We start from the raw sequence: 16,957 nt of genomic DNA on the forward strand, positions 1-16,957 counted from the left end.
CTCCTGCGAAAGCGGGAGCCCGGAGCCGCGGGTGATCTCCTTCGCCACTCCAGGCTCCTGCTTTCGCAGGAGCACGACCAAAGGGGCTGCACGGCGTTGCTCACCGACTGGTATTTCTACGCTCTCGCCATTCCCGCGGTCGCGCTGATCGGGCTCGCCAAGGGCGGGTTCGCCGGAATGGGCGCGCTGTCGCTGCCGATGCTGACCTTCGCGATCGATCCGGTGCGCGCCGCGGCGATCTTGCTGCCGATCCTCATCGTGCAGGATCTGGTCGGCGTCTAGGCCTTTCGCCGCAACGTTGACTGGCGGCTGCTCGGCTGGATGCTGCCCGGCGCCATGTTCGGCATCTGGCTCGGCTATGTCTTCGCCGCGCGGGTGCCGCCGCTTGGCGTCATGGCGGCAGTGGGGCTGATCTCGATGCTGTTCGGCGCCTGGCGGCTATGGTCCGCACGCCGCGGCGTGCCGAAGACTGCGCGGCGCTGGCCCGAATGGGCGGGATCGGTCTTCGGCGTCGCGTCGGGCTTCACCAGCCAGATCGCGCACGCCGGCCAGCCGCCCTTCCAGCTCTGGGTGCTGCCCCGCGGGCTTTCGCGCGACATGCTCGTGGGCACGACCGCGATCTTCTTCGCCGCGGTCAACTGGATCAAGGTTCCAGCCTATGCGGCGCTCGGCCAGTTCACGCGCGCCAATCTGCTCACCGCAGCGGCGCTGATGCCGGTCGCGATCGGCTCGACGCTGGCGGGCGTGTGGCTGGTCCGCCGCGTCGCGCCGGATCGATTCTACACCGCCATCTACTGGCTGATGATCCTCGTCGGCGCGGCGCTGATCTGGGAGGCGTTCGGCTAGCTTAGTCGAAGAGCGAGGAAACCGAGCTCTCGTCGGCGATCCGGCGCACCGCCTCGGCGAGCAGCGGCGCGATGGTCAGATGGCGGATCTTCTTGCTCTCGGCGATCACGGCATGGTTGCCGATCGAATCGGTGATCACCAGCTCGTGGAGCGCCGAGGCGTCGACGCGCGCCACGGCGCCGCCCGAGAGCACGCCGTGGGTGCAATAGGCCACTACATCCTCGGCCCCCGCCGCGCGCAGCGCCGCCGCGGCGTTGCACAGCGTGCCGGCCGAATCGACGATGTCGTCGATCAGGATGCAGAAGCGGCCCTCGACCTGGCCGATGATGTTCATCACCTCGGACTCGCCCGGCCGCTCGCGGCGCTTGTCGACGATCGCGAGCGGCGCGTTGTTGAGCCGCTTGGCGAGCGCGCGGGCACGCACCACGCCACCTACGTCGGGCGAGACGACCATCCACTGCTTGTCCGGGAAGCGCGACTGGATGTCGACGCTCATCACGGGGGCGGCGAAGAGATTGTCGGTCGGGATGTCGAAGAATCCCTGGATCTGCCCGGCATGCAGGTCGACCGAGAGCACGCGGTCGGCACCGGCGGTGGTGACCAGATTGGCGACGAGCTTGGCCGAGATCGGCGTGCGCGGGCCGGGCTTGCGGTCCTGACGGGCATAGCCGAAATAGGGGAGCACGGCGGTGATCCGCTTGGCCGACGCGCGCTTGAGCGCGTCGATCATGATCAGCAGCTCCATCAGATTGTCGTTCGCCGGATAGCTGGTCGACTGGAGCACGAACACGTCCTCGCCACGGACGTTCTCGAGAATCTCGACGAAGATCTCCTCGTCAGCGAAGCGACGCACGTTCGCCTTGGTGAGCGGGATCTCCAGATAATCGGCGATCGCCTGGGCAAGCGGCAGGTTGGAATTGCCGGCCATCAATTTCATGTGCGCGAGGTCCCGTTCGCTGGAGCTGTTCGGTTCCCCTTAGGCCCGAGATCGTGCAACGCAAAGAGGCATTGCCGCTCGGCGGTGGCGGTTCTACGCGGCGGGGATGACGGTCACCACTCGCTTCGCGCCCAGCCCCACGGGGACGCTGCATGTCGGCAACATCCGCACCGCGCTTCACAATTGGCTGTTCGCGCGCCGGCGTGGCGGCCGTTTCCTGCTGCGCATAGACGACACCGATCGGGCGCGTTCCGAGGAGCGGTTCGTCGATTCGATCCGCGCCGATCTCGGCTGGCTGGGGCTGGTGCCCGATGGCGAGGAGCGCCAGTCGTCGCGCTTCGATCGCTACGAGGCGCGCTTCGCTGAACTGGTGGCGAGCGGTCGGGTCTATCCGGCATACGAGACCGCGCAGGAACTCGAGCTCAAGCGCAAGGTGCTTCTCGGCCGCGGTTTGCCCCCGGCCTATGATCGCGCCGCGCTGGCGCTGACCGCGGCCGATCGGGCGAAGCTGGAGGCCGAGGGCCGTCGCCCGCACTGGCGCTTCAAGCTCGATCACGCCGCGGGAATCGAATGGGACGACCTCGTCCGTGGGCCGCAGCGCTTCGATCCGGTGACGATGAGCGACCCGGTGGTGCGGCGCGAGGACGGGTCGTGGCTCTATCTCCTGCCCTCGGTGATCGACGATATCGACATGGCCATCAGCCATGTCGTGCGCGGCGAGGACCATGTCTCGAACACCGCGGCGCAGATCCAGATGTTCGAGGGACTGGGTGCGACTCCGCCCGCCTTCGCGCACGAGGCGCTGCTGACCGGGAGCGAAGGCAAGCTCTCCAAGCGGCTCGGCTCGCTCGGCGTCGCGCATTTCCGCGAGGCCGGGATCGAGCCCCAGGCGCTGGTCGCGCTGCTCGCACGCATTGGCACCAGCGACCCGGTCGAGCCCTTCGCCGATGCCGCGCCGCTGATCGCGAGCTTCGACTTCGCGCGCTTCGGGCGCGCGCCCGCCCGCTTCGACGAGGCCGAGCTGGCACAGCTCAACGCGCGAATCCTCCATCAGCTGAGCCATGCGTCGGTAGCCGACCGGTTGCCCGAGGGCATGGGCGAAGCGGCGTGGGAAGCGATCCGCCCCAATCTCTCGACCGTCGCCGAGGCCGGCGACTGGTGGCGCGTGGTCCAGGGGCCCGTCGAGGCGCCCGAACCTGCGCCCGAGGACCGTGACTTCCTGGCCGAGGCGGCGCGCGTCGCCGGCGAGATCGACTGGTCGGCCGATCCCTGGCACGCGCTCACCGGCGCGCTCAAGGAGCGGACCGGCCGCAAGGGGCGCGCGCTGTTCCTGCCGCTGCGGCTCGCGCTCACCGGACGCGAGCATGGACCCGACATGGCCGCACTCCTGCCGCTCATCGGCCGCGACGCCGCACTGGCCCGCCTCGCACCCAGCTGAGGACAGCTGCTATTTACAAGGATATGTAATGATGTATCATCACTGAGCCGGCACAGGACCGGCGGCAGGAGATGGAGTGCAAGGCCATGTATGCCGAACATCGTTACCAGCCTCGCCAATCGCGCAGCGTCAGCCTGGGCGCGGCGTTCGCGATCAATGGCGCCGTGATCGCGGGAATGCTCTTATACCTCGCGCCCAACTTCGTTCCGAAGACCGGGGGCACGATCCATGTGATCGACGTCAAGGATCCCCCCGAGCCGCCGCCGGTCGACCAGCCCAAGCCGGAGCCCGAGGCGCGGCCGCGCACCAGCCAGGAACCGCTGATCGTTGCGCCTGATCCGCTGGTCCGGACCGAGACCAGCAATGCAACCAAGACCACTGAAGTCATCCCGCTCGAGCCGCCCCCCACCTATCTGGGCACCGACGCGGACCCGAAGGCCGAGCCCTTCACGCCGCCCCTGCCGGTCCCGCCCCTGATCGCCGCGTCGCAGGACTTGCGTTACGCCCGGGACTTCCAGCCTGACTATCCGGCCTCCGAGCTGCGCGCCCAGCGCGACGGCGTGGTGCGTGTCCGCATCCGGATCGGAGTCGACGGTCGCGTGAAGGCAGTCGAGCAGCTCAGCGCTACCAGCCCGGCCTTCTTCGATGCGACGCGACGGCAGGCGCTGTCCAAGTGGCGCTTCAAGCCGGCGACGCGCGGCGGCGTTCCCGAGGAAAGCTGGAAGGAGATGAGCGTCCGGTTCGAACTCGAGAACCAGTGACGCGCGCTCCTTCTGGGCGCGGGGGTTTGCCCTGGAGCTCCCGCGCCCCTATCTTCTGCGCGACATGACCTTTCTTCGATATCTCTCGCCGCTGCGCGCGCTTCGCGACCTGCGAGCCTATCTTGCGAGCCGCAAGCCCTATGAGCTGTGGTTCATGATGCTGGCGCTGGTGGTGACGATGATCATCCTCGTCATGTTCGTGAAGGACTCGCACATCGAGAGTCCGTACAAGCGCAACATCATCTACGTCGAGCAATGGCCGATCACGCGCACCGACGAGCAGATCCGCGCGCAGCAGAAGATCGACCAGGCCAAGAAGCACATCGCCGAGGCGGAGCTGGAGAAGAAGCGCGCGGCGCGCCAGGCCGAGTTCAAGAGGCTCGACGACAAGCTCGAATCGTGGGGATTCTAACCCACGACGCGCGCTGGATGGCGGCGGCGCTGGCGCTTTCGGAGCGCGGCCGCGGCCTGACCGCCCCCAATCCCAACGTCGGCTGCGTGATCGTGGCGGAGGGTCGCGTCGTCGGGCGCGGCTGGACCCAGCCCGGCGGCCGTCCGCACGCCGAGGCGATGGCGCTGGAAGAGGCGGGCGCCAAGTCGCGCGGCGCAACTTGCTACGTCACGCTCGAACCCTGCGCGCATGCCTCGCCGCGCGGACCGGCCTGCGCCGACCTGCTGGTGGCGGCGGGGGTGGCGCGCGTGGTGATCGCGCTCGGCGATCCCGATCCGCGCACCAACGGCAAGGGCGCGCAGCGGCTGGGCGACGCAGGTGTCGAAGTGGTCGAAGGCGCGGCCGAGGCGCCGGGCCGCACGGCGATGGCGGGGTTCCTCACGCGGCGTGCCAAGGGCCGGCCCTTCGTCACGCTCAAGCTTGCGACCTCGCTCGACGGCTGCATCGCGCTCGCCTCGGGCGCGAGCCGCTGGATCACCGGACCCGAGGCGCGCGCGCATGCGCATCTCGAGCGCGCGCGGCACGAGGGGATTCTGGTCGGCCGCGGTACCTATGAGACCGATGCGCCCAAGCTCGACGTGCGGCTGCCCGGGCTGACGCGATCGCCGCGCCGTTTCCTGCTTTCCAGCGCGGATGCGGAAGGTTGGGAGACGATCCGCACTCCCGCCGACATCGCCAGGCTCGAGGGCGTCGATCACTTGCTCGTCGAGGGCGGCGCGCAGACTGCCGCGGCCTTCCTCCGCGAAGGCCTGGTCGACCGCCTTCTTCTCTACCGCGCGCCGATTTTGATCGGCGGCGGCAAGCCTGCGCTGGGCGACATCGGGCTTGCCGATCTTGCCGGCGCCCATGGTCGCTGGAGGCTTGCCGACACGCGCATGCTTGGCAGCGACCGCCTCGAAGTCTACGCGAGCCACTGACATGTTCACGGGAATCGTCACCGATATCGGCACCATCGCCGAAGTCCGCCGCCAGGGCGACCTGCGCGTCCGCGTCTCCACGGGCTACGACACGAGCGAGATCGATCTCGGTGCCTCGGTCTCTTGCTCGGGCGTGTGCCTGACGGTGGTCGACAAGGCACCGGGCTCGCTCGACTTCGACGTCTCGGCCGAAACCGTCTCGCGCACCGCGGCGGACCAGTGGAGCGAAGGGCGCAGACTCAACCTCGAGCGCGCGCTGCGCCTGGGGGACGAGCTCGGCGGCCATATCGTCACCGGCCATGTCGACGGGATCGGCACGGTCGCCGAATGGCGCGAGGAAGGCGGCTCGCACCGGCTGACCATCGCCGCGGGCAAGGAGATCGCCCCCTATGTCGCGGCCAAGGGCTCGATCACCGTCGACGGCGTCTCGCTGACCGTCAACGAAGTGGGCGACACGGCCGACGGCGTCGAAATCCACCTTAACATCATTCCCCACACGGCCGCGGTCACTACATTGGGCGCGATCGAAGCGGGACGGCAGGTCAATCTCGAGATCGACGTGCTCGCCCGCTATCTGCAGCGCATGGAGTCGCTTCGTGGCAAGTCCTGAACTAGCCCGCCTCAAGCACGGGTTCCTCTCCTCTCCCGAGGAACTGATCGACGAGGCGCGCAACGGCCGCATGTTCATCCTCGTCGACGACGAGGACCGCGAGAACGAAGGGGACCTCGTCATCCCCGCCCAGATGGCGACGCCCGACGCGATCAACTTCATGGCCAAATATGGCCGCGGGCTGATCTGCCTGGCGATGACCAAGGGCCGGGTCGACCAGCTCGGGCTCGACCTGATGAGCCGCTCGAACGGCACGCGGCACGAGACCGCGTTCACTGTGTCGATCGAGGCCAAGGAAGGCGTCACCACCGGCATCTCGGCGGCGGACCGCGCACGGACCATCTCCGTCGCGATCGACGCGTCCAAGAGCGCCGAGCATATCGTCACCCCGGGCCATGTCTTCCCGCTCGTCGCGCGCGACGGCGGCGTGCTGGTGCGCGCGGGCCATACCGAGGCCGCGGTCGACGTCGCCCGGCTGGCGGGCCTCAATCCTTCGGGCGTGATCTGCGAGATCATGAAGGACGACGGGACGATGGCGCGGATGGACGACCTCGTCGCCTTCGCCCAGTTCCACAATCTCAAGATCGGCACGATCCGCGACCTCATCGCCTATCGCCGCCGCCACGACCATCTCGTCGAGAAACGCGCCGAGGCTCGCTTCACCAGCGACTGGGGTGGCGAGTGGACCGCCATGACCTTCTGGAACAAGGCGACCGGCAGCGAGCAGGTGGCGCTGGTCAAGGGCAAGGTCAGCGCCGACAAGCCGACCTTGGTGCGCATGCACGCGCTCTCGCCCTTCTCCGACATCTTCGGCGAAGGCGGCGAGCGCGGCGGGCTGCTCCGCCGCTCGATGGAGATCATCGGCGAGGAAGGCTCGGGCGTGGTGGTGGTGATCAACCGTCCGCGCGCCGACCAGTTCTCGGTCGCGCTCCAGGCCAAGGCAGGCACGCTCCAGCCCAAGGACATGGAGGAGCTGCGCGACTATGGCGTCGGCGCCACCATTCTCACCGAGCTGGGCGTGCACGACATGATCCTGCTCACCAACACCCATCACACGCTCGTGGGGCTCGACGGCTACGGCCTGTCGATCGTCGGCGAGCGTGCCATCGACCTGGATAGATAATGGCCCGTGTTCTCATCGTCGAAGCTCGTTTCTACGCGCACCTGAACGACCTGCTGCTCGACGGCGCGCGCACTGCGCTGCAGGAGGCAGGGCACGATTATGAAGTCGTAACCGTGCCCGGCGCGCTCGAAGTGCCCGGCGCCATCTCGCTCGCGGCAGACACCGGCCAGTACGACGCCTATGTCGCGCTGGGCATGGTGATCCGCGGCGAGACCTATCACTTCGAGATCGTCTCGAACGAAAGCGCGCGCGGCATCATGGCGCTGGCGCTCGATGGGCTGCCGATCGGCAACGGCATCCTGACGGTCGAGAACGAGGAACAGGCTTTGGTCCGCGCTGATCCCGAGCAGAAGGACAAGGGCGGCGAGGCGGCCAAGGCCGCGCTCGCGATGCTGGCGCTAAGGGAGCGGTTCGCCTGAGATGAGGGAGCCGCCGCCCACTCGCTACCGGATCGTGGAGCGCGGGCGGCGCCTCGAAGTCATCGACACCTGGAACGGCGAGCGGCCGGTCGCGCCGCGGCCGCCCGCGCAGTTCGCTGGCCCAGGCAAGCGGCAGACCCCGCCGATGCTGCGCCGGCTCGGGACCGGCGACGGCAGCAGCTTCACCACCAGCGCGCTCTACGACGCCAAGGGCCCGCGCACGCTCAAGCTCGACTATGCCGCAGTGACGCGGCTCAAGCGGTTGCGCTTCGTCGTGGCGATCGCAGTCGCGGGGCTGGTCGCGCTCGCCTTCTATCGGCTGTGGCTGGTGCCGGTCGTCTTCGTCATGTTGGCGAACGACAAGGTCCGCACCGGCATCCGCGGGGCGATCACGCGCTACCTCGACGGCTTTCAGGCCGCGCGCGATTCATCGAGCAGCGGATAGTCGGTATAGCCCTTGGCGCCCGGGCTGTAGAAGGTCGCGGCGTCGGGCGTGTTGAGCGGGGCGCCGGTGCGCAGCCGAGTCACCAGATCGGCATTGGCGATGAACGGCCGGCCGAAGGCGATCGCATCGGCATTTCCCGAATCGAGCTCGGCCTGGGCGCGCGCCAGGTCGTAATCCTGGTTGAGCACCAACGGGCGCTGGAACACCTTGCGGATCGCGGGCGAGATGCGCGGCTGTTCGCTCTTGCCGAAGGTGCCGTCGGGCGTCTGCTCGCGCAGCTCGAGGAAGGCGATGCCGGCGTCCGACAGAAATTTGGCCGCGGGCACGAACACGGCTTCGGGATCCGAATCCTCCACGCCCTGCGAATTGCCGTTGGGCGAGAAGCGCACGGCGGTGCGGTCCGCGCCTGCCTCGTCGATCAGCCGCTGCACGGCCTCGCGCAGCAGCCGCCCGCGGTTCTCGGGGCTGCCGCCATAATCGTCGTTGCGGTGATTGCTGTTCGAGCGCAGGAACTGGTCGATCAGATAGCCATTGGCGGCGTGGAGCTGGACCCCGTCGAAGCCGGCGCGCAGCGCGTTGCGCGTCGCAGCCGAATAATCGTCGAGCACGCGCGCGATGTCGTCGAGCGTGGCCGGGCGCGCCTCCACATAGGGGTTGGGGCCGACATGGCCCGGCCGCGGCGGTGCAGTCGTCGCCGAGCTGGAGAGCGGCTGCATGCCGATCACGTCGGGGCGCGACAGTCGGCCCATGTGCCAGAGCTGCGCGAAGATGCGGCCGCCGGCCTGGTGCACGGCCTCGGTCACCGGCTTCCACGCCTCGACCTGCGCCTCGGTCCAGAGGCCGGGCGCATTGGGCCAGCCCAATCCTTCGCGGCTGATGCCCGTCCCTTCGGAGATGATCAGCCCGGCGCCCGCACGCTGGACATAATAATCGGCCATGATCGGCACCGGCACATGATCGTCGGTGGCGCGGGCGCGCGTGAGCGGCGCCATCAGGATGCGATTGGGTGCGGCGATGGCGCCGAGGGCGATCGAGTCGAAAAGGCTGGGCATGCGGGGAACCCCTCTTCGTTGTGGCGGCTTGGGTGTGACGGGGCCCAGATAGGACGCTACAGGGGGCCATGCACCAGAACCGGTCTCAAAGAAAAACTAATCCGTCGCAAAGCGAAGGACCGCCGGCAGCCGCGCTCGTCGCAGTGGCGCTCGCCAATATCGCGCTCGCCTTCGGACCGCTGTTCGTTCGGCTCGCCGACGTCGGCCCGGTCGCCGCGGGCTTCTGGCGGTTGAGCCTGGCGACGCCGGTGCTGCTCGGCATCGCCTTTGCCACGGGCGGCAAGCCGATCGCCTCGGCCAGGGGGCTGTGGGGCGTGCTCGCGATCGCCGGCGTGGCCTTCGCCGGCGACCTGGCGAGCTGGCACATCGGAATCGTGCGCACCACGCTCGCCAATTCGACTCTGTTCGGCAATTCGGCGACCTTCATCTATCCGATCTACGGCTTCATCGCCGCGCGCATGTGGCCGACCAAGCCGCAGGCGGCGGCGCTGCTGCTTGCTGCGATAGGCGGGGGGCTGCTGCTCGGGCGTTCGGCCGAGCTGTCGTCGCGGCATCTCGCGGGCGACCTCTTCTGCCTGCTCGCCGGCGTGCTCTACGCCGTCTACTTCATCTTCATGGCCCGGGCGCGCGAGGCGATGGCGCCGGTGCCCGCACTCGCGCTCTCCTCGATCGCCACCATCCCGCCGCTGCTGATGCTCGCCTTCGCGCTGGGCGAGCAGGTGATGCCGCACAATTGGTGGCCGCTGATCGCGCTCGCGGTGGTGAGCCAGCTCATCGGCCAGGGGCTGATGATCTATGCGCTTGGTCATCTCTCGCCGCTGATCGTCGGCATCGCGCTGCTGATCCAGCCGGTGGTGGCGGCGACGCTCGGCTGGATCATCTATGACGAGCGCCTCGCCGCGGCCGACCTGTTCGGCGCGCTGCTTGTCGCCGTGGCGCTGGTGCTGGTGCGCGGCGGCGCGAAGAAGCCGGAGGCGCTTGCACCTGGGGCTGAGGAGCGTAAATCGGGCTGATGGACCTCGCAGACGCCACGCTCGACGAACTGCGCGAGGCGCTCGCCCCCGCGCTCGCCGCCAATGCCGCCTTCGACGGGTGGAATACGCGCGCGCTCGACGCCACCGCCGATTCGATGGGCGTCGACCGTGACGTGGCGCATCTTGCCCTTCCCGACGGCGCAGTCGGCATGATCGATGCCTGGTTCGCCAGCGTCGACCGGGCGATGGCGGCGCGCTTCACGCCCGAGGCACTCGCCGCGATGAAGATCCGTCAGCGTATCGCCGCGCTGGTCGAGGCACGGCTCGACGTGCTCGCCGCCAACCGCGAAGCGCTGCGCCGCGCCGCCGCCGTGCTGGCGATGCCGCAGAACGCCGTGCGCGCCGCCCGGCTCGGCTGGCGCTCGGCCGACGTCATGTGGCGCCTCGCCGGCGACACCGCGACCGATTACAATCATTACACCAAGCGCGCGCTGCTCGGCTCGATCTATGCCGCGACCATCGCGGTGTTCCTGCAGGACGAGAGCGAAGGCTGGGCGGATACGCGTGCCTTCCTCGCGCGCCGCATCGACGACGTGATGCGCTTCGAAAAGGCCAAGGCCGGCTTCCTCGCGCGCACCGCCAACCGGCCGAGCCTCTCCCGCTTCGTCGGGCGCCTGCGCTATCCGGTGGTTTGAGCCCGGACGAAGGTAGCGCTGGCGTTGTTCGGACGTTATTGATAATGACTCGCAGCATGAATATCGCCGCTGCGATTCCCGTCCCCGTCCGGCTCGCCCGAATCCCCCGTCAGCATCCGGCGAGGGTCACTGCCGTCGATTGGCATGTGCTGTCCGAGCCCGAGGCGCGCCGCCTGCGCGAGCTGGGGCTGGACGAAGGCGTGGAGGTCGAGCTGCTCCACCGCTCGGGCATCTTCGGCGGCCCCGTCGCCTGCCGGATCGGCCGCATGACCGTGGCGCTGCGCCGCCATGTCGCGGCCGCGATTCACGTCTCGCCGAACGCCGGGCGATGAACCAGGCCCCGCTGGTTGCGCTGGTCGGCAACCCCAATGCCGGCAAGAGCGCGCTGTTCAACGCGCTCACCGGCGCGCGCCAGAAGGTCGGCAATTATCCGGGCGTGACGGTCGAGCGCCATTCGGGCCGGTTCGCGCTTCCCGACGGGCGGCCGATCGAACTGCTCGACCTGCCCGGTACCTACAGCCTCGATCCCTCGAGCCCCGACGAGCAGGTCACGCGCGACGTGCTCGTGGGTCGGCAGGAAGGCGAGCGGCTGCCCGACGCGATCGTCGTGGTGGTCGACGCGTCGAACCTCGACAATCACCTGCGCTTCACCCTCCAGCTGATCGCACTCGGTTTGCCCCTGGTGGTCGCGCTCAACATGGTCGACCTCGCCGAGCGCGACGGGTTGGTGCTCGACGCCGAGGCGCTGTCGCGCGAGCTCGGCGTGCCGGTGGTCCCCACCGTCGCGGTGCGCCGCCGCGGGCTCGATGCGCTCAAGGATGCGCTCGGCGACGTCGTGCGGGGCATCCACAAGGTGCGCGCGGGTTCGGGCGTGCAGCACGACATCGTCACGCTCCAGCGCCGCGCGCGCCAGATCGCCACGGCGGTGACCGTATCCGAGACCGCCGCGCGCCGCTGGACGCACCGCTTCGACGCCGTCGCGCTCCACCCGGTCGCCGGCCCGGTGCTGCTGCTCGGGCTGCTCTTCGTCATGTTCCAGTCGGTCTTCGCCTGGGCCGAGGCGCCAATGGGCTGGATCCAGGACGGCATGGCGTGGCTCGCCGAGGCGATCGGCGCGCTGCTGCCCGCGGGCTTCGTCCACGATTTCATCGTCCAGGGGCTGATTGCCGGCGTCGGCGCGGTGGTGGTGTTCCTGCCGCAGATCCTGATCCTGTTCGCCTTCATCCTCGTGCTCGAGGCCTCGGGCTATATGGTCCGCGCCGCTTTCCTGATGGACCGGGTGATGGCGAGCGTCGGACTTTCGGGCCGCGCCTTCATCCCGCTGCTGTCGAGCTTCGCCTGCGCGGTGCCCGGTATCATGGCGACGCGCACCATCGCCGACGAGAAGGACCGGCTCACCACGATCCTGATCGCGCCGTTGATGACCTGCTCGGCGCGGCTGCCGGTCTACACCATCATCATCGGCGCGATGATCCCGAACCGCACGGTGTTTCCCGGCATCGGGCTGCAGGGGCTGGTGCTGTTCGCCCTCTATCTGCTCGGCATCGCGGGCGCCTTCGCCGTCGCGCTGGTGCTTCGCCGCACCGTCACCCGCGGCGCGACCTCGGGCTTCATGATGGAGATGCCGAAGTACCAGCTGCCCCGGCTACGCGACATCGGCCTGGGGCTGTGGCAGCGCGCCGAGATCTTCCTCAAGCGCGCCGGCACCACCATCGCCGCGACCGTCGCGATCCTCTGGCTGCTCGCGAGCTTCCCCCAGGCGCCCGAGGGCGCGCGGCAGAGCGAATATTCGATCGCCGGCCGCATCGCGAGCGGGATCGAGGTCGTCGTCCGCCCGATCGGCTTCAACCACGACATTTCGCTCGCGCTCCTCCCCGCCATGGCGGCGCGCGAGGCCGCGGTGGCGGCGATCGGCACCGTCTATGCGGTCGACAATCCCGAGGATGCGCACGGCGACGCGACGATCCGCGAGAATCTGCGCGCGCGCTGGACGCTGCCGACGGCGCTCGCCTTCCTGATGTGGTTCGTCTTCGCGCCGCAGTGCATCTCGACGATCGCCGTGACCCGGCGCGAGACCAACGGCTGGAAATGGCCCGCCTTCATGGTTGGCTATTTGTTCGCGCTGGCCTACATCGCAGCAGGTATCACATACTGGAGCGCAGTCGCTCTGGGGCTTTAGGAGCGGTTTTCGATGGCGGGTTCGGTGAACAAGGTGATTCTGGTCGGCAATCTCGGCCGGGACCCCGAATCGCGTTCGTTCCAGAATGGCGGCAAGGTGGTCGAGCTGCGCATCGCCACGTCGGAGAGCTGGAAGGACCGCAATTCCGGCGAGCGCAAGGAAAAGACCGAGTGGCACACGGTCAAGGTCTTCAACGAAGGCCTCGCCAACGTCGCCGAGCGCTTTCTGCGCAAGGGCAGCAAGGTCTATATCGAAGGCGCGCTGACCACCCGCAAGTGGCAGGACCAGCAGGGCAACGACCGCTATTCGACCGAGATCGTGCTCCAGGGCTTCAACTCGGTGCTGACGATGCTCGACGGCGCGCCGGGCCAGGGCGGCGGCGGGCGCAGCAGCGGCGGCAGCGACGATTGGGGCGGCGGCGACGAATTCTCCGGCCAGTCGTCGAGCCGCGGCGGTGGTACCTATAACAGCGGCGCCGGCGCGCGCTCGGGCGGTGCTGGTGGCGCCGGTGCGGGCGGTGGCGGCAGCTTCGGCGGCGGCTTCCCCGACGACCTCGACGACGACGTGCCGTTCTGATGCGGAGCCTCGCGGCAGCGCTGGGGGCGGGACTGCTGCTCGGCGCATGCGGCGGCGGCGGCGTGTCGAGCGACGATGTCCGCGATCCGGTCGCGCAGAACGTTGCCGAGGCGGCCGCCAAGGGCAAGTCGGCGGCGGTCGCGGCGGCGATCGACTGCAGCAACAAGCCCGATTTCGTCCCCGTCTATCATGACGCGCGCATTACCACCTGCGTGGCGAGCGAGGACGGCCGCGGCCAGCGCCACGTCAGCGGGTCGATCGTCTATCTGACGGAGGCTTCTCCGCGCGAAGTGCTCGGCTGGTCGCGCGCTCAGGCCAATGCCTCGGGCCTCGCCCAGCGGCTGGCGACCGACAAGAGCTATTCGGCCGGCGAGGAATCGCAGCGCAGCCTGATGGTCGTGGTCGAGCCCGTCGCCCAGGGCACGCGCGTCACCGTCAACTGGGGCGACCGGGTCTAGCCCGCGACGATCTCCGCCGTGCCGAAGCGGCCCGCCTGATAGTCGACGAACGCCTGGCGGATCTCCTCGACGCTGTTCATCACGAAGGGGCCGTGCGCGACGACCGGCTCGTCGATCGGCTCGGCATGGCCGAAGAGGAACAGCGCAGGTTCCGACGCCGCCACCGCCAGCGTGTCGCCCGGGCCCAGCTCGGCGAGGTGGAACTGCGGGACCGTCGTCCCCGCCACTTCGAAGCCGCCGCGCGCGGCATAGAGGAACACGTCGCGCCCGCCGAGCCCGTCGAACGCGATGTGTGCGCCCGGCTCCGCCTCGACCCAGCTCAGGAAGGTGTGCGTCAGCGACTCGACCGGCCCGCGGCTTCCCTGCCATTCGCCCGAGATCAGGTGCAGCGTCGCGCCTTCGCCGCGGATCGCCGGAATCGCATCGGCCTGTAGGCCGGTGTAGCGGGGCGGGCACATCTTGAGCCGGGCAGGCAGGTTCAGCCAGAGCTGGAGGATCTCGAGGTCGCCGCCGCTGCGCTTGAACGCCTCGGGCGAAACCTCGGCGTGGATCAGCCCGCTTCCCGCGGTCATCCACTGCACGCCGCCGGCGCGGATGATGCTCTCATGGCCGGCGGAGTCCGTATGCGCCAGCTCGCCCTCCAGGATGAAGGTCACCGTCTCGAAGCCGCGGTGCGGATGCGGGCCGAAGGGCAGCCCGCGATTGCCCGGCGGATAGGTCTGCGGGCCGTGGTGGTTGAGGAAGAGAAAGGCGCCGAGATGGTCGATGGCCGGCCCCGGCACCGGCCGCCGCGTTACCAGATCGCCGATGTCGTCGCGAAGCGCGGGATGGAGGCGCGTGACGCTGCGTTCGGTCATCAGTCCTTCCTCAGCAGGAACACCGCATGCTCGGCGAAGAGGTTGGCCATCGCCGAGCCCGTGCGGCTGTCTCCCGAGAGGAACCAGCAATCCTCGACGACGATCCCCCGGCCGCGCACGAAGGCGCGGAAATCGTCGACGGTGACGTGGTGGATGTTCGGCGTCGCATACCATTCGACCGGCAGCAGCCGCGTCACCGGCATCCGCCCGCCGAACAGCAGCGAGGCGCGCACCCGCCAATGCGCGAAGTTCGGGAAGGAGACGAAGGCGCGCCGCCCGATGCGGAGCAGCTGGTCGAGCACCCAATCGGGCCGCCGCGTCGTCTGGAGCGTCTGGCTCAGGATCGCATAGTCGAAGCTCGCATCGGGATAGTCGGCGAGATCGGTATCGGCATCGCCCTGCACCACCGACAGCCCCCTCGCCATCGCCGCGGCGACATCGGCCGGATCGAGCTCGAGCCCGCGCGCGTCGCAGCCGCGCCGGTCGCGCAGCGCCGCCATCAGCGCGCCGTCGCCGCACCCCACGTCGAGTACGCGGGTGAGCGGCTGTACGTTGGCGGCGATGATCGCGAGGTCGGGGCGAAGGCTCACCGGCTGTAGACCTCCGCGTCCTCGCGCACCATCAACCGGTCGGGGTGCGGATAGGGCTCCCAGCCGAGTTTGGCATAGAGCGGCTGCATGTCGCGGGTGAACAGCGCCCAGCGCCGCAACCCCTGCAGCTCGGGATGCGCCTGCAGCGCCTCGAGCATCTGCCGCGCGACGCCCTGGCCGCGATGCGCCGGCAGCACGAACACGTCGGCGAGATAGGCGAAGGTCGCGCGGTCGGTGATCACGCGCGCGAACGCGACTTGCTCGTTCTTGCCCTCCTCGTCCTTGGCATAGGCCCCGACGCACAGCGAATGGGCAATCGCGCGCTCGACGGTGTGGCGCGGGATCCCCGGGGACCAATAGCTGCCGCTCAGAAAGGCGTGGATGAGTTCGACGTCCAGCTCTGCAGGGTCGAAGGAGATGTGGTAGCTCAGGACTCTTCTCCCGCACGGAGGAAGCCGGTGATCACTCGGTCGAGCTCGGGGCTCTCGAGCAGGAAGGCGTCGTGACCGAAGGGCGATGAAAGTTCGACGAAGCTCGCCGGCGCGCCCGCGGCGTTGAGCGCATGGACGATGCTGCGCGATTCGCTGGTCGGATAAAGCCAGTCGGTGTCGAAGCTCACCAGGCAGAAGCGCGTGTCGCGGCCCTTGAAGGCATTGGCGAGCGTGCCGCCATGCTCCTCGGCGAGATCGAAATAGTCGAGCGCGCGGGTGATGTAGAGATAGGAGTTGGCGTCGAACCGCTCGACGAAGGCGATGCCTTGGTGCCGGAGGTAGCTCTCGACCTGGAAATCGGCGTCGAAGCCGAAGGTCTTGGCCTCACGCGCCTGCAGCCGCCGGCCGAATTTGGCGGTCAGTCCGGCCTCGGAGAGATAAGTGATGTGCGCCGCCATCCGCGCCACCGCCAGCCCTGCGGCGGGCGGATCGTTGTCGGCATAATAGTCGCCGCTGCGCCACTTAGGATCGGCCATGATCGCCTGGCGTCCGACTTCGTGGAAGGCGATGTTCTGTGCGGAGTGCCGCGCGGCGGACGCGATGACGATCGCCGAAGCGACGCGTTCGGGAAAGGTCGCCGCCCAGCTCAGCGCCTGCATGCCGCCCATCGATCCGCCGACCACGGCGAACAGCTTCGTGATGCCCAGATGGTCGAGCAGCATCGCCTGGGCGCGGACCATGTCGCGGATCGTGATGACCGGAAAGCTCATCGCCCAGGGCTTGCCGGTAGCCGGGTTGACCGTCGCGGGCCCCGAGGAGCCGAGACAGCTGCCCAGCACATTGGCGCAGATCACCAGGTAGCGGTCGGTGTCGATCGGCTTGCCGGGTCCTACCATCCGCGTCCACCAGCCGGGCTTGCCGGTCACCGGATGCGTCGAGGCGAGATGCTGGTCGCCGGTCAGCGCGTGGCAGACGAGGATCGCGTTGCCGCCGTCGGGCGCGAGCGTGCCGTATGTCTCATAGGCCACGTCGACCGGCGACAGCAGCGCGCCGCCGTCGAGCCTGAGCGGCCCCGGCAGCGTGACCCTGCGGGCAAGACCGAAGCGCGCGTCGTCGAGCATGGGCGCTGGTTAGGGGGTGAGCCTCGCGCTGGCAATGCCGGCATCGCGTCTCCGCTCGTCATCGCCACCGCCATCCC

General features: G+C 68.9%; 20 protein-coding genes and 1 pseudogene. 15 read left to right on the forward strand and 6 right to left on the reverse strand.

Going from position 1 to position 16,957, the window contains the following annotated elements:
* Window positions 1–96 precede the first annotated feature (96 nt).
* Window positions 97–846: pseudogene (locus J7500_RS04425) on the forward strand (sulfite exporter TauE/SafE family protein).
* A 1-nt stretch (window position 847) separates the two neighbouring features.
* Here the strand turns inward: J7500_RS04425 and J7500_RS04430 are convergent.
* Window positions 848–1,783 (reverse strand): ribose-phosphate pyrophosphokinase, encoded by a 936-nt coding sequence (locus tag J7500_RS04430; protein ID WP_294060258.1) that lies wholly within the window; start codon window positions 1,781–1,783, stop codon window positions 848–850.
* A 106-nt stretch (window positions 1,784–1,889) separates the two neighbouring features.
* On the opposite strand from J7500_RS04430, the gene gltX reads away from it, so the two are divergent.
* From gltX to J7500_RS04470, 8 genes are all read left to right on the forward strand, one after another.
* Window positions 1,890–3,221 (forward strand): glutamate--tRNA ligase, encoded by a 1,332-nt coding sequence (gene gltX / locus J7500_RS04435; RefSeq protein ID WP_294060260.1) that lies wholly within the window; start codon window positions 1,890–1,892, stop codon window positions 3,219–3,221.
* A gap of 86 nt (window positions 3,222–3,307) precedes the next feature.
* Window positions 3,308–3,982, forward strand: coding sequence for an energy transducer TonB (locus J7500_RS04440; RefSeq protein WP_294060261.1), 675 nt, complete (start codon window positions 3,308–3,310; stop codon window positions 3,980–3,982).
* A gap of 64 nt (window positions 3,983–4,046) precedes the next feature.
* Window positions 4,047–4,394 (forward strand): hypothetical protein, encoded by a 348-nt coding sequence (locus J7500_RS04445; protein ID WP_294060262.1) that lies wholly within the window; start codon window positions 4,047–4,049, stop codon window positions 4,392–4,394.
* 17 nt (window positions 4,395–4,411) lie between these two features.
* Entirely contained in the window at window positions 4,412–5,350 is a 939-nt protein-coding gene (ribD, locus tag J7500_RS04450; protein ID WP_294060688.1) for a bifunctional diaminohydroxyphosphoribosylaminopyrimidine deaminase/5-amino-6-(5-phosphoribosylamino)uracil reductase RibD, read from the forward strand.
* A gap of 1 nt (window position 5,351) precedes the next feature.
* On the forward strand, window positions 5,352–5,960 hold the full coding sequence (locus J7500_RS04455) for a riboflavin synthase (RefSeq protein WP_294060263.1): 609 nt from the start codon (window positions 5,352–5,354) through the stop codon (window positions 5,958–5,960).
* Window positions 5,947–7,083: a 3,4-dihydroxy-2-butanone-4-phosphate synthase gene (gene ribB / locus J7500_RS04460; RefSeq protein WP_294060264.1), complete on the forward strand. Its 1,137-nt coding sequence runs from the start codon at window positions 5,947–5,949 to the stop codon at window positions 7,081–7,083. The genes J7500_RS04455 and ribB overlap by 14 nt, the downstream gene beginning before the upstream one ends.
* Window positions 7,083–7,502 carry a 6,7-dimethyl-8-ribityllumazine synthase gene (gene ribH, locus J7500_RS04465; protein ID WP_294060265.1) on the forward strand — a complete coding sequence of 140 codons (420 nt, stop codon included), beginning with the start codon at window positions 7,083–7,085 and terminating at the stop codon, window positions 7,500–7,502. Before ribB ends, ribH begins: the two co-directional genes overlap by 1 nt.
* 1 nt (window position 7,503) lies before the next feature.
* Window positions 7,504–7,947, forward strand: a complete 444-nt coding sequence (locus J7500_RS04470) for a hypothetical protein (RefSeq protein ID WP_294060267.1) — start codon at window positions 7,504–7,506, stop codon at window positions 7,945–7,947.
* On the opposite strand, the gene J7500_RS04475 is transcribed toward J7500_RS04470, so the two are convergent.
* Complete coding sequence (locus tag J7500_RS04475) at window positions 7,914–8,999, reverse strand: alkene reductase (RefSeq protein ID WP_294060268.1); 1,086 nt, start codon at window positions 8,997–8,999, stop codon at window positions 7,914–7,916. The genes J7500_RS04470 and J7500_RS04475 overlap by 34 nt on opposite strands.
* Window positions 9,000–9,067: 68 nt before the next feature.
* On the opposite strand from J7500_RS04475, the gene J7500_RS04480 reads away from it, so the two are divergent.
* The 6 genes from J7500_RS04480 to J7500_RS04505 are packed head-to-tail and all read left to right on the forward strand — an operon-like array spanning window position 9,068 to window position 13,881.
* Complete coding sequence (locus J7500_RS04480) at window positions 9,068–10,012, forward strand: DMT family transporter (RefSeq protein WP_294060269.1); 945 nt, start codon at window positions 9,068–9,070, stop codon at window positions 10,010–10,012.
* Window positions 10,012–10,668, forward strand: a complete 657-nt coding sequence (locus tag J7500_RS04485) for a COQ9 family protein (RefSeq protein ID WP_294060270.1) — start codon at window positions 10,012–10,014, stop codon at window positions 10,666–10,668. The genes J7500_RS04480 and J7500_RS04485 overlap by 1 nt, the downstream gene beginning before the upstream one ends.
* A 56-nt stretch (window positions 10,669–10,724) precedes the next feature.
* Complete coding sequence (locus J7500_RS04490; RefSeq protein WP_294060271.1) at window positions 10,725–11,000, forward strand: FeoA family protein; 276 nt, start codon at window positions 10,725–10,727, stop codon at window positions 10,998–11,000.
* Window positions 10,997–12,847 carry a ferrous iron transporter B gene (locus J7500_RS04495; RefSeq protein ID WP_294060272.1) on the forward strand — a complete coding sequence of 617 codons (1,851 nt, stop codon included), beginning with the start codon at window positions 10,997–10,999 and terminating at the stop codon, window positions 12,845–12,847. Before J7500_RS04490 ends, J7500_RS04495 begins: the two co-directional genes overlap by 4 nt.
* 12 nt (window positions 12,848–12,859) lie before the next feature.
* Complete coding sequence (gene ssb / locus J7500_RS04500) at window positions 12,860–13,423, forward strand: single-stranded DNA-binding protein (RefSeq protein ID WP_294060273.1); 564 nt, start codon at window positions 12,860–12,862, stop codon at window positions 13,421–13,423.
* Entirely contained in the window at window positions 13,423–13,881 is a 459-nt protein-coding gene (locus tag J7500_RS04505) for a hypothetical protein (RefSeq protein ID WP_294060274.1), read from the forward strand. Before ssb ends, J7500_RS04505 begins: the two co-directional genes overlap by 1 nt.
* Here the strand turns inward: J7500_RS04505 and J7500_RS04510 are convergent.
* From J7500_RS04510 to J7500_RS04525, 4 genes are read right to left on the reverse strand one after another with little or no spacing between them, the layout of a single operon-like run.
* Window positions 13,878–14,738 carry a pirin family protein gene (locus J7500_RS04510; protein ID WP_294060276.1) on the reverse strand — a complete coding sequence of 287 codons (861 nt, stop codon included), beginning with the start codon at window positions 14,736–14,738 and terminating at the stop codon, window positions 13,878–13,880. The genes J7500_RS04505 and J7500_RS04510 overlap by 4 nt on opposite strands.
* Entirely contained in the window at window positions 14,738–15,328 is a 591-nt protein-coding gene (metW, locus tag J7500_RS04515; RefSeq protein WP_294060277.1) for a methionine biosynthesis protein MetW, read from the reverse strand. Before metW ends, J7500_RS04510 begins: the two co-directional genes overlap by 1 nt.
* On the reverse strand, window positions 15,325–15,846 hold the full coding sequence (locus tag J7500_RS18530; protein WP_367112969.1) for a GNAT family N-acetyltransferase: 522 nt from the start codon (window positions 15,844–15,846) through the stop codon (window positions 15,325–15,327). Before J7500_RS18530 ends, metW begins: the two co-directional genes overlap by 4 nt.
* Window positions 15,756–16,880, reverse strand: a complete 1,125-nt coding sequence (locus J7500_RS04525; protein WP_294060278.1) for a homoserine O-acetyltransferase — start codon at window positions 16,878–16,880, stop codon at window positions 15,756–15,758. The genes J7500_RS18530 and J7500_RS04525 overlap by 91 nt, the downstream gene beginning before the upstream one ends.
* Between the last annotated feature and the right edge of the window lie 77 nt (window positions 16,881–16,957).

The sequence above is a fragment of the Sphingomonas sp. genome, assembly GCF_017744835.1.
Taxonomy (GTDB): domain Bacteria; phylum Pseudomonadota; class Alphaproteobacteria; order Sphingomonadales; family Sphingomonadaceae; genus Sphingomonas.

What these genes read in the sequence shown, in the direction of transcription:
- J7500_RS04430 (WP_294060258.1), bottom strand. Translation starts at nt 1,783, where the DNA reads ATGAAATTGATGGCCGGCAATTCCAACCTGCCGCTTGCCCAGGCGATC.
- gltX (WP_294060260.1), top strand. Translation starts at nt 1,890, where the DNA reads ATGACGGTCACCACTCGCTTCGCGCCCAGCCCCACGGGGACGCTGCAT.
- J7500_RS04440 (WP_294060261.1), top strand. Translation starts at nt 3,308, where the DNA reads ATGTATGCCGAACATCGTTACCAGCCTCGCCAATCGCGCAGCGTCAGC.
- J7500_RS04445 (WP_294060262.1), top strand. Translation starts at nt 4,047, where the DNA reads ATGACCTTTCTTCGATATCTCTCGCCGCTGCGCGCGCTTCGCGACCTG.
- ribD (WP_294060688.1), top strand. Translation starts at nt 4,412, where the DNA reads ATGGCGGCGGCGCTGGCGCTTTCGGAGCGCGGCCGCGGCCTGACCGCC.
- J7500_RS04455 (WP_294060263.1), top strand. Translation starts at nt 5,352, where the DNA reads ATGTTCACGGGAATCGTCACCGATATCGGCACCATCGCCGAAGTCCGC.
- ribH (WP_294060265.1), top strand. Translation starts at nt 7,083, where the DNA reads ATGGCCCGTGTTCTCATCGTCGAAGCTCGTTTCTACGCGCACCTGAAC.
- J7500_RS04470 (WP_294060267.1), top strand. Translation starts at nt 7,504, where the DNA reads ATGAGGGAGCCGCCGCCCACTCGCTACCGGATCGTGGAGCGCGGGCGG.
- J7500_RS04475 (WP_294060268.1), bottom strand. Translation starts at nt 8,999, where the DNA reads ATGCCCAGCCTTTTCGACTCGATCGCCCTCGGCGCCATCGCCGCACCC.
- J7500_RS04480 (WP_294060269.1), top strand. Translation starts at nt 9,068, where the DNA reads ATGCACCAGAACCGGTCTCAAAGAAAAACTAATCCGTCGCAAAGCGAA.
- J7500_RS04485 (WP_294060270.1), top strand. Translation starts at nt 10,012, where the DNA reads ATGGACCTCGCAGACGCCACGCTCGACGAACTGCGCGAGGCGCTCGCC.
- J7500_RS04490 (WP_294060271.1), top strand. Translation starts at nt 10,725, where the DNA reads ATGAATATCGCCGCTGCGATTCCCGTCCCCGTCCGGCTCGCCCGAATC.
- J7500_RS04495 (WP_294060272.1), top strand. Translation starts at nt 10,997, where the DNA reads ATGAACCAGGCCCCGCTGGTTGCGCTGGTCGGCAACCCCAATGCCGGC.
- ssb (WP_294060273.1), top strand. Translation starts at nt 12,860, where the DNA reads ATGGCGGGTTCGGTGAACAAGGTGATTCTGGTCGGCAATCTCGGCCGG.
- J7500_RS04505 (WP_294060274.1), top strand. Translation starts at nt 13,423, where the DNA reads ATGCGGAGCCTCGCGGCAGCGCTGGGGGCGGGACTGCTGCTCGGCGCA.
- J7500_RS04510 (WP_294060276.1), bottom strand. Translation starts at nt 14,738, where the DNA reads ATGACCGAACGCAGCGTCACGCGCCTCCATCCCGCGCTTCGCGACGAC.
- J7500_RS04525 (WP_294060278.1), bottom strand. Translation starts at nt 16,880, where the DNA reads ATGCTCGACGACGCGCGCTTCGGTCTTGCCCGCAGGGTCACGCTGCCG.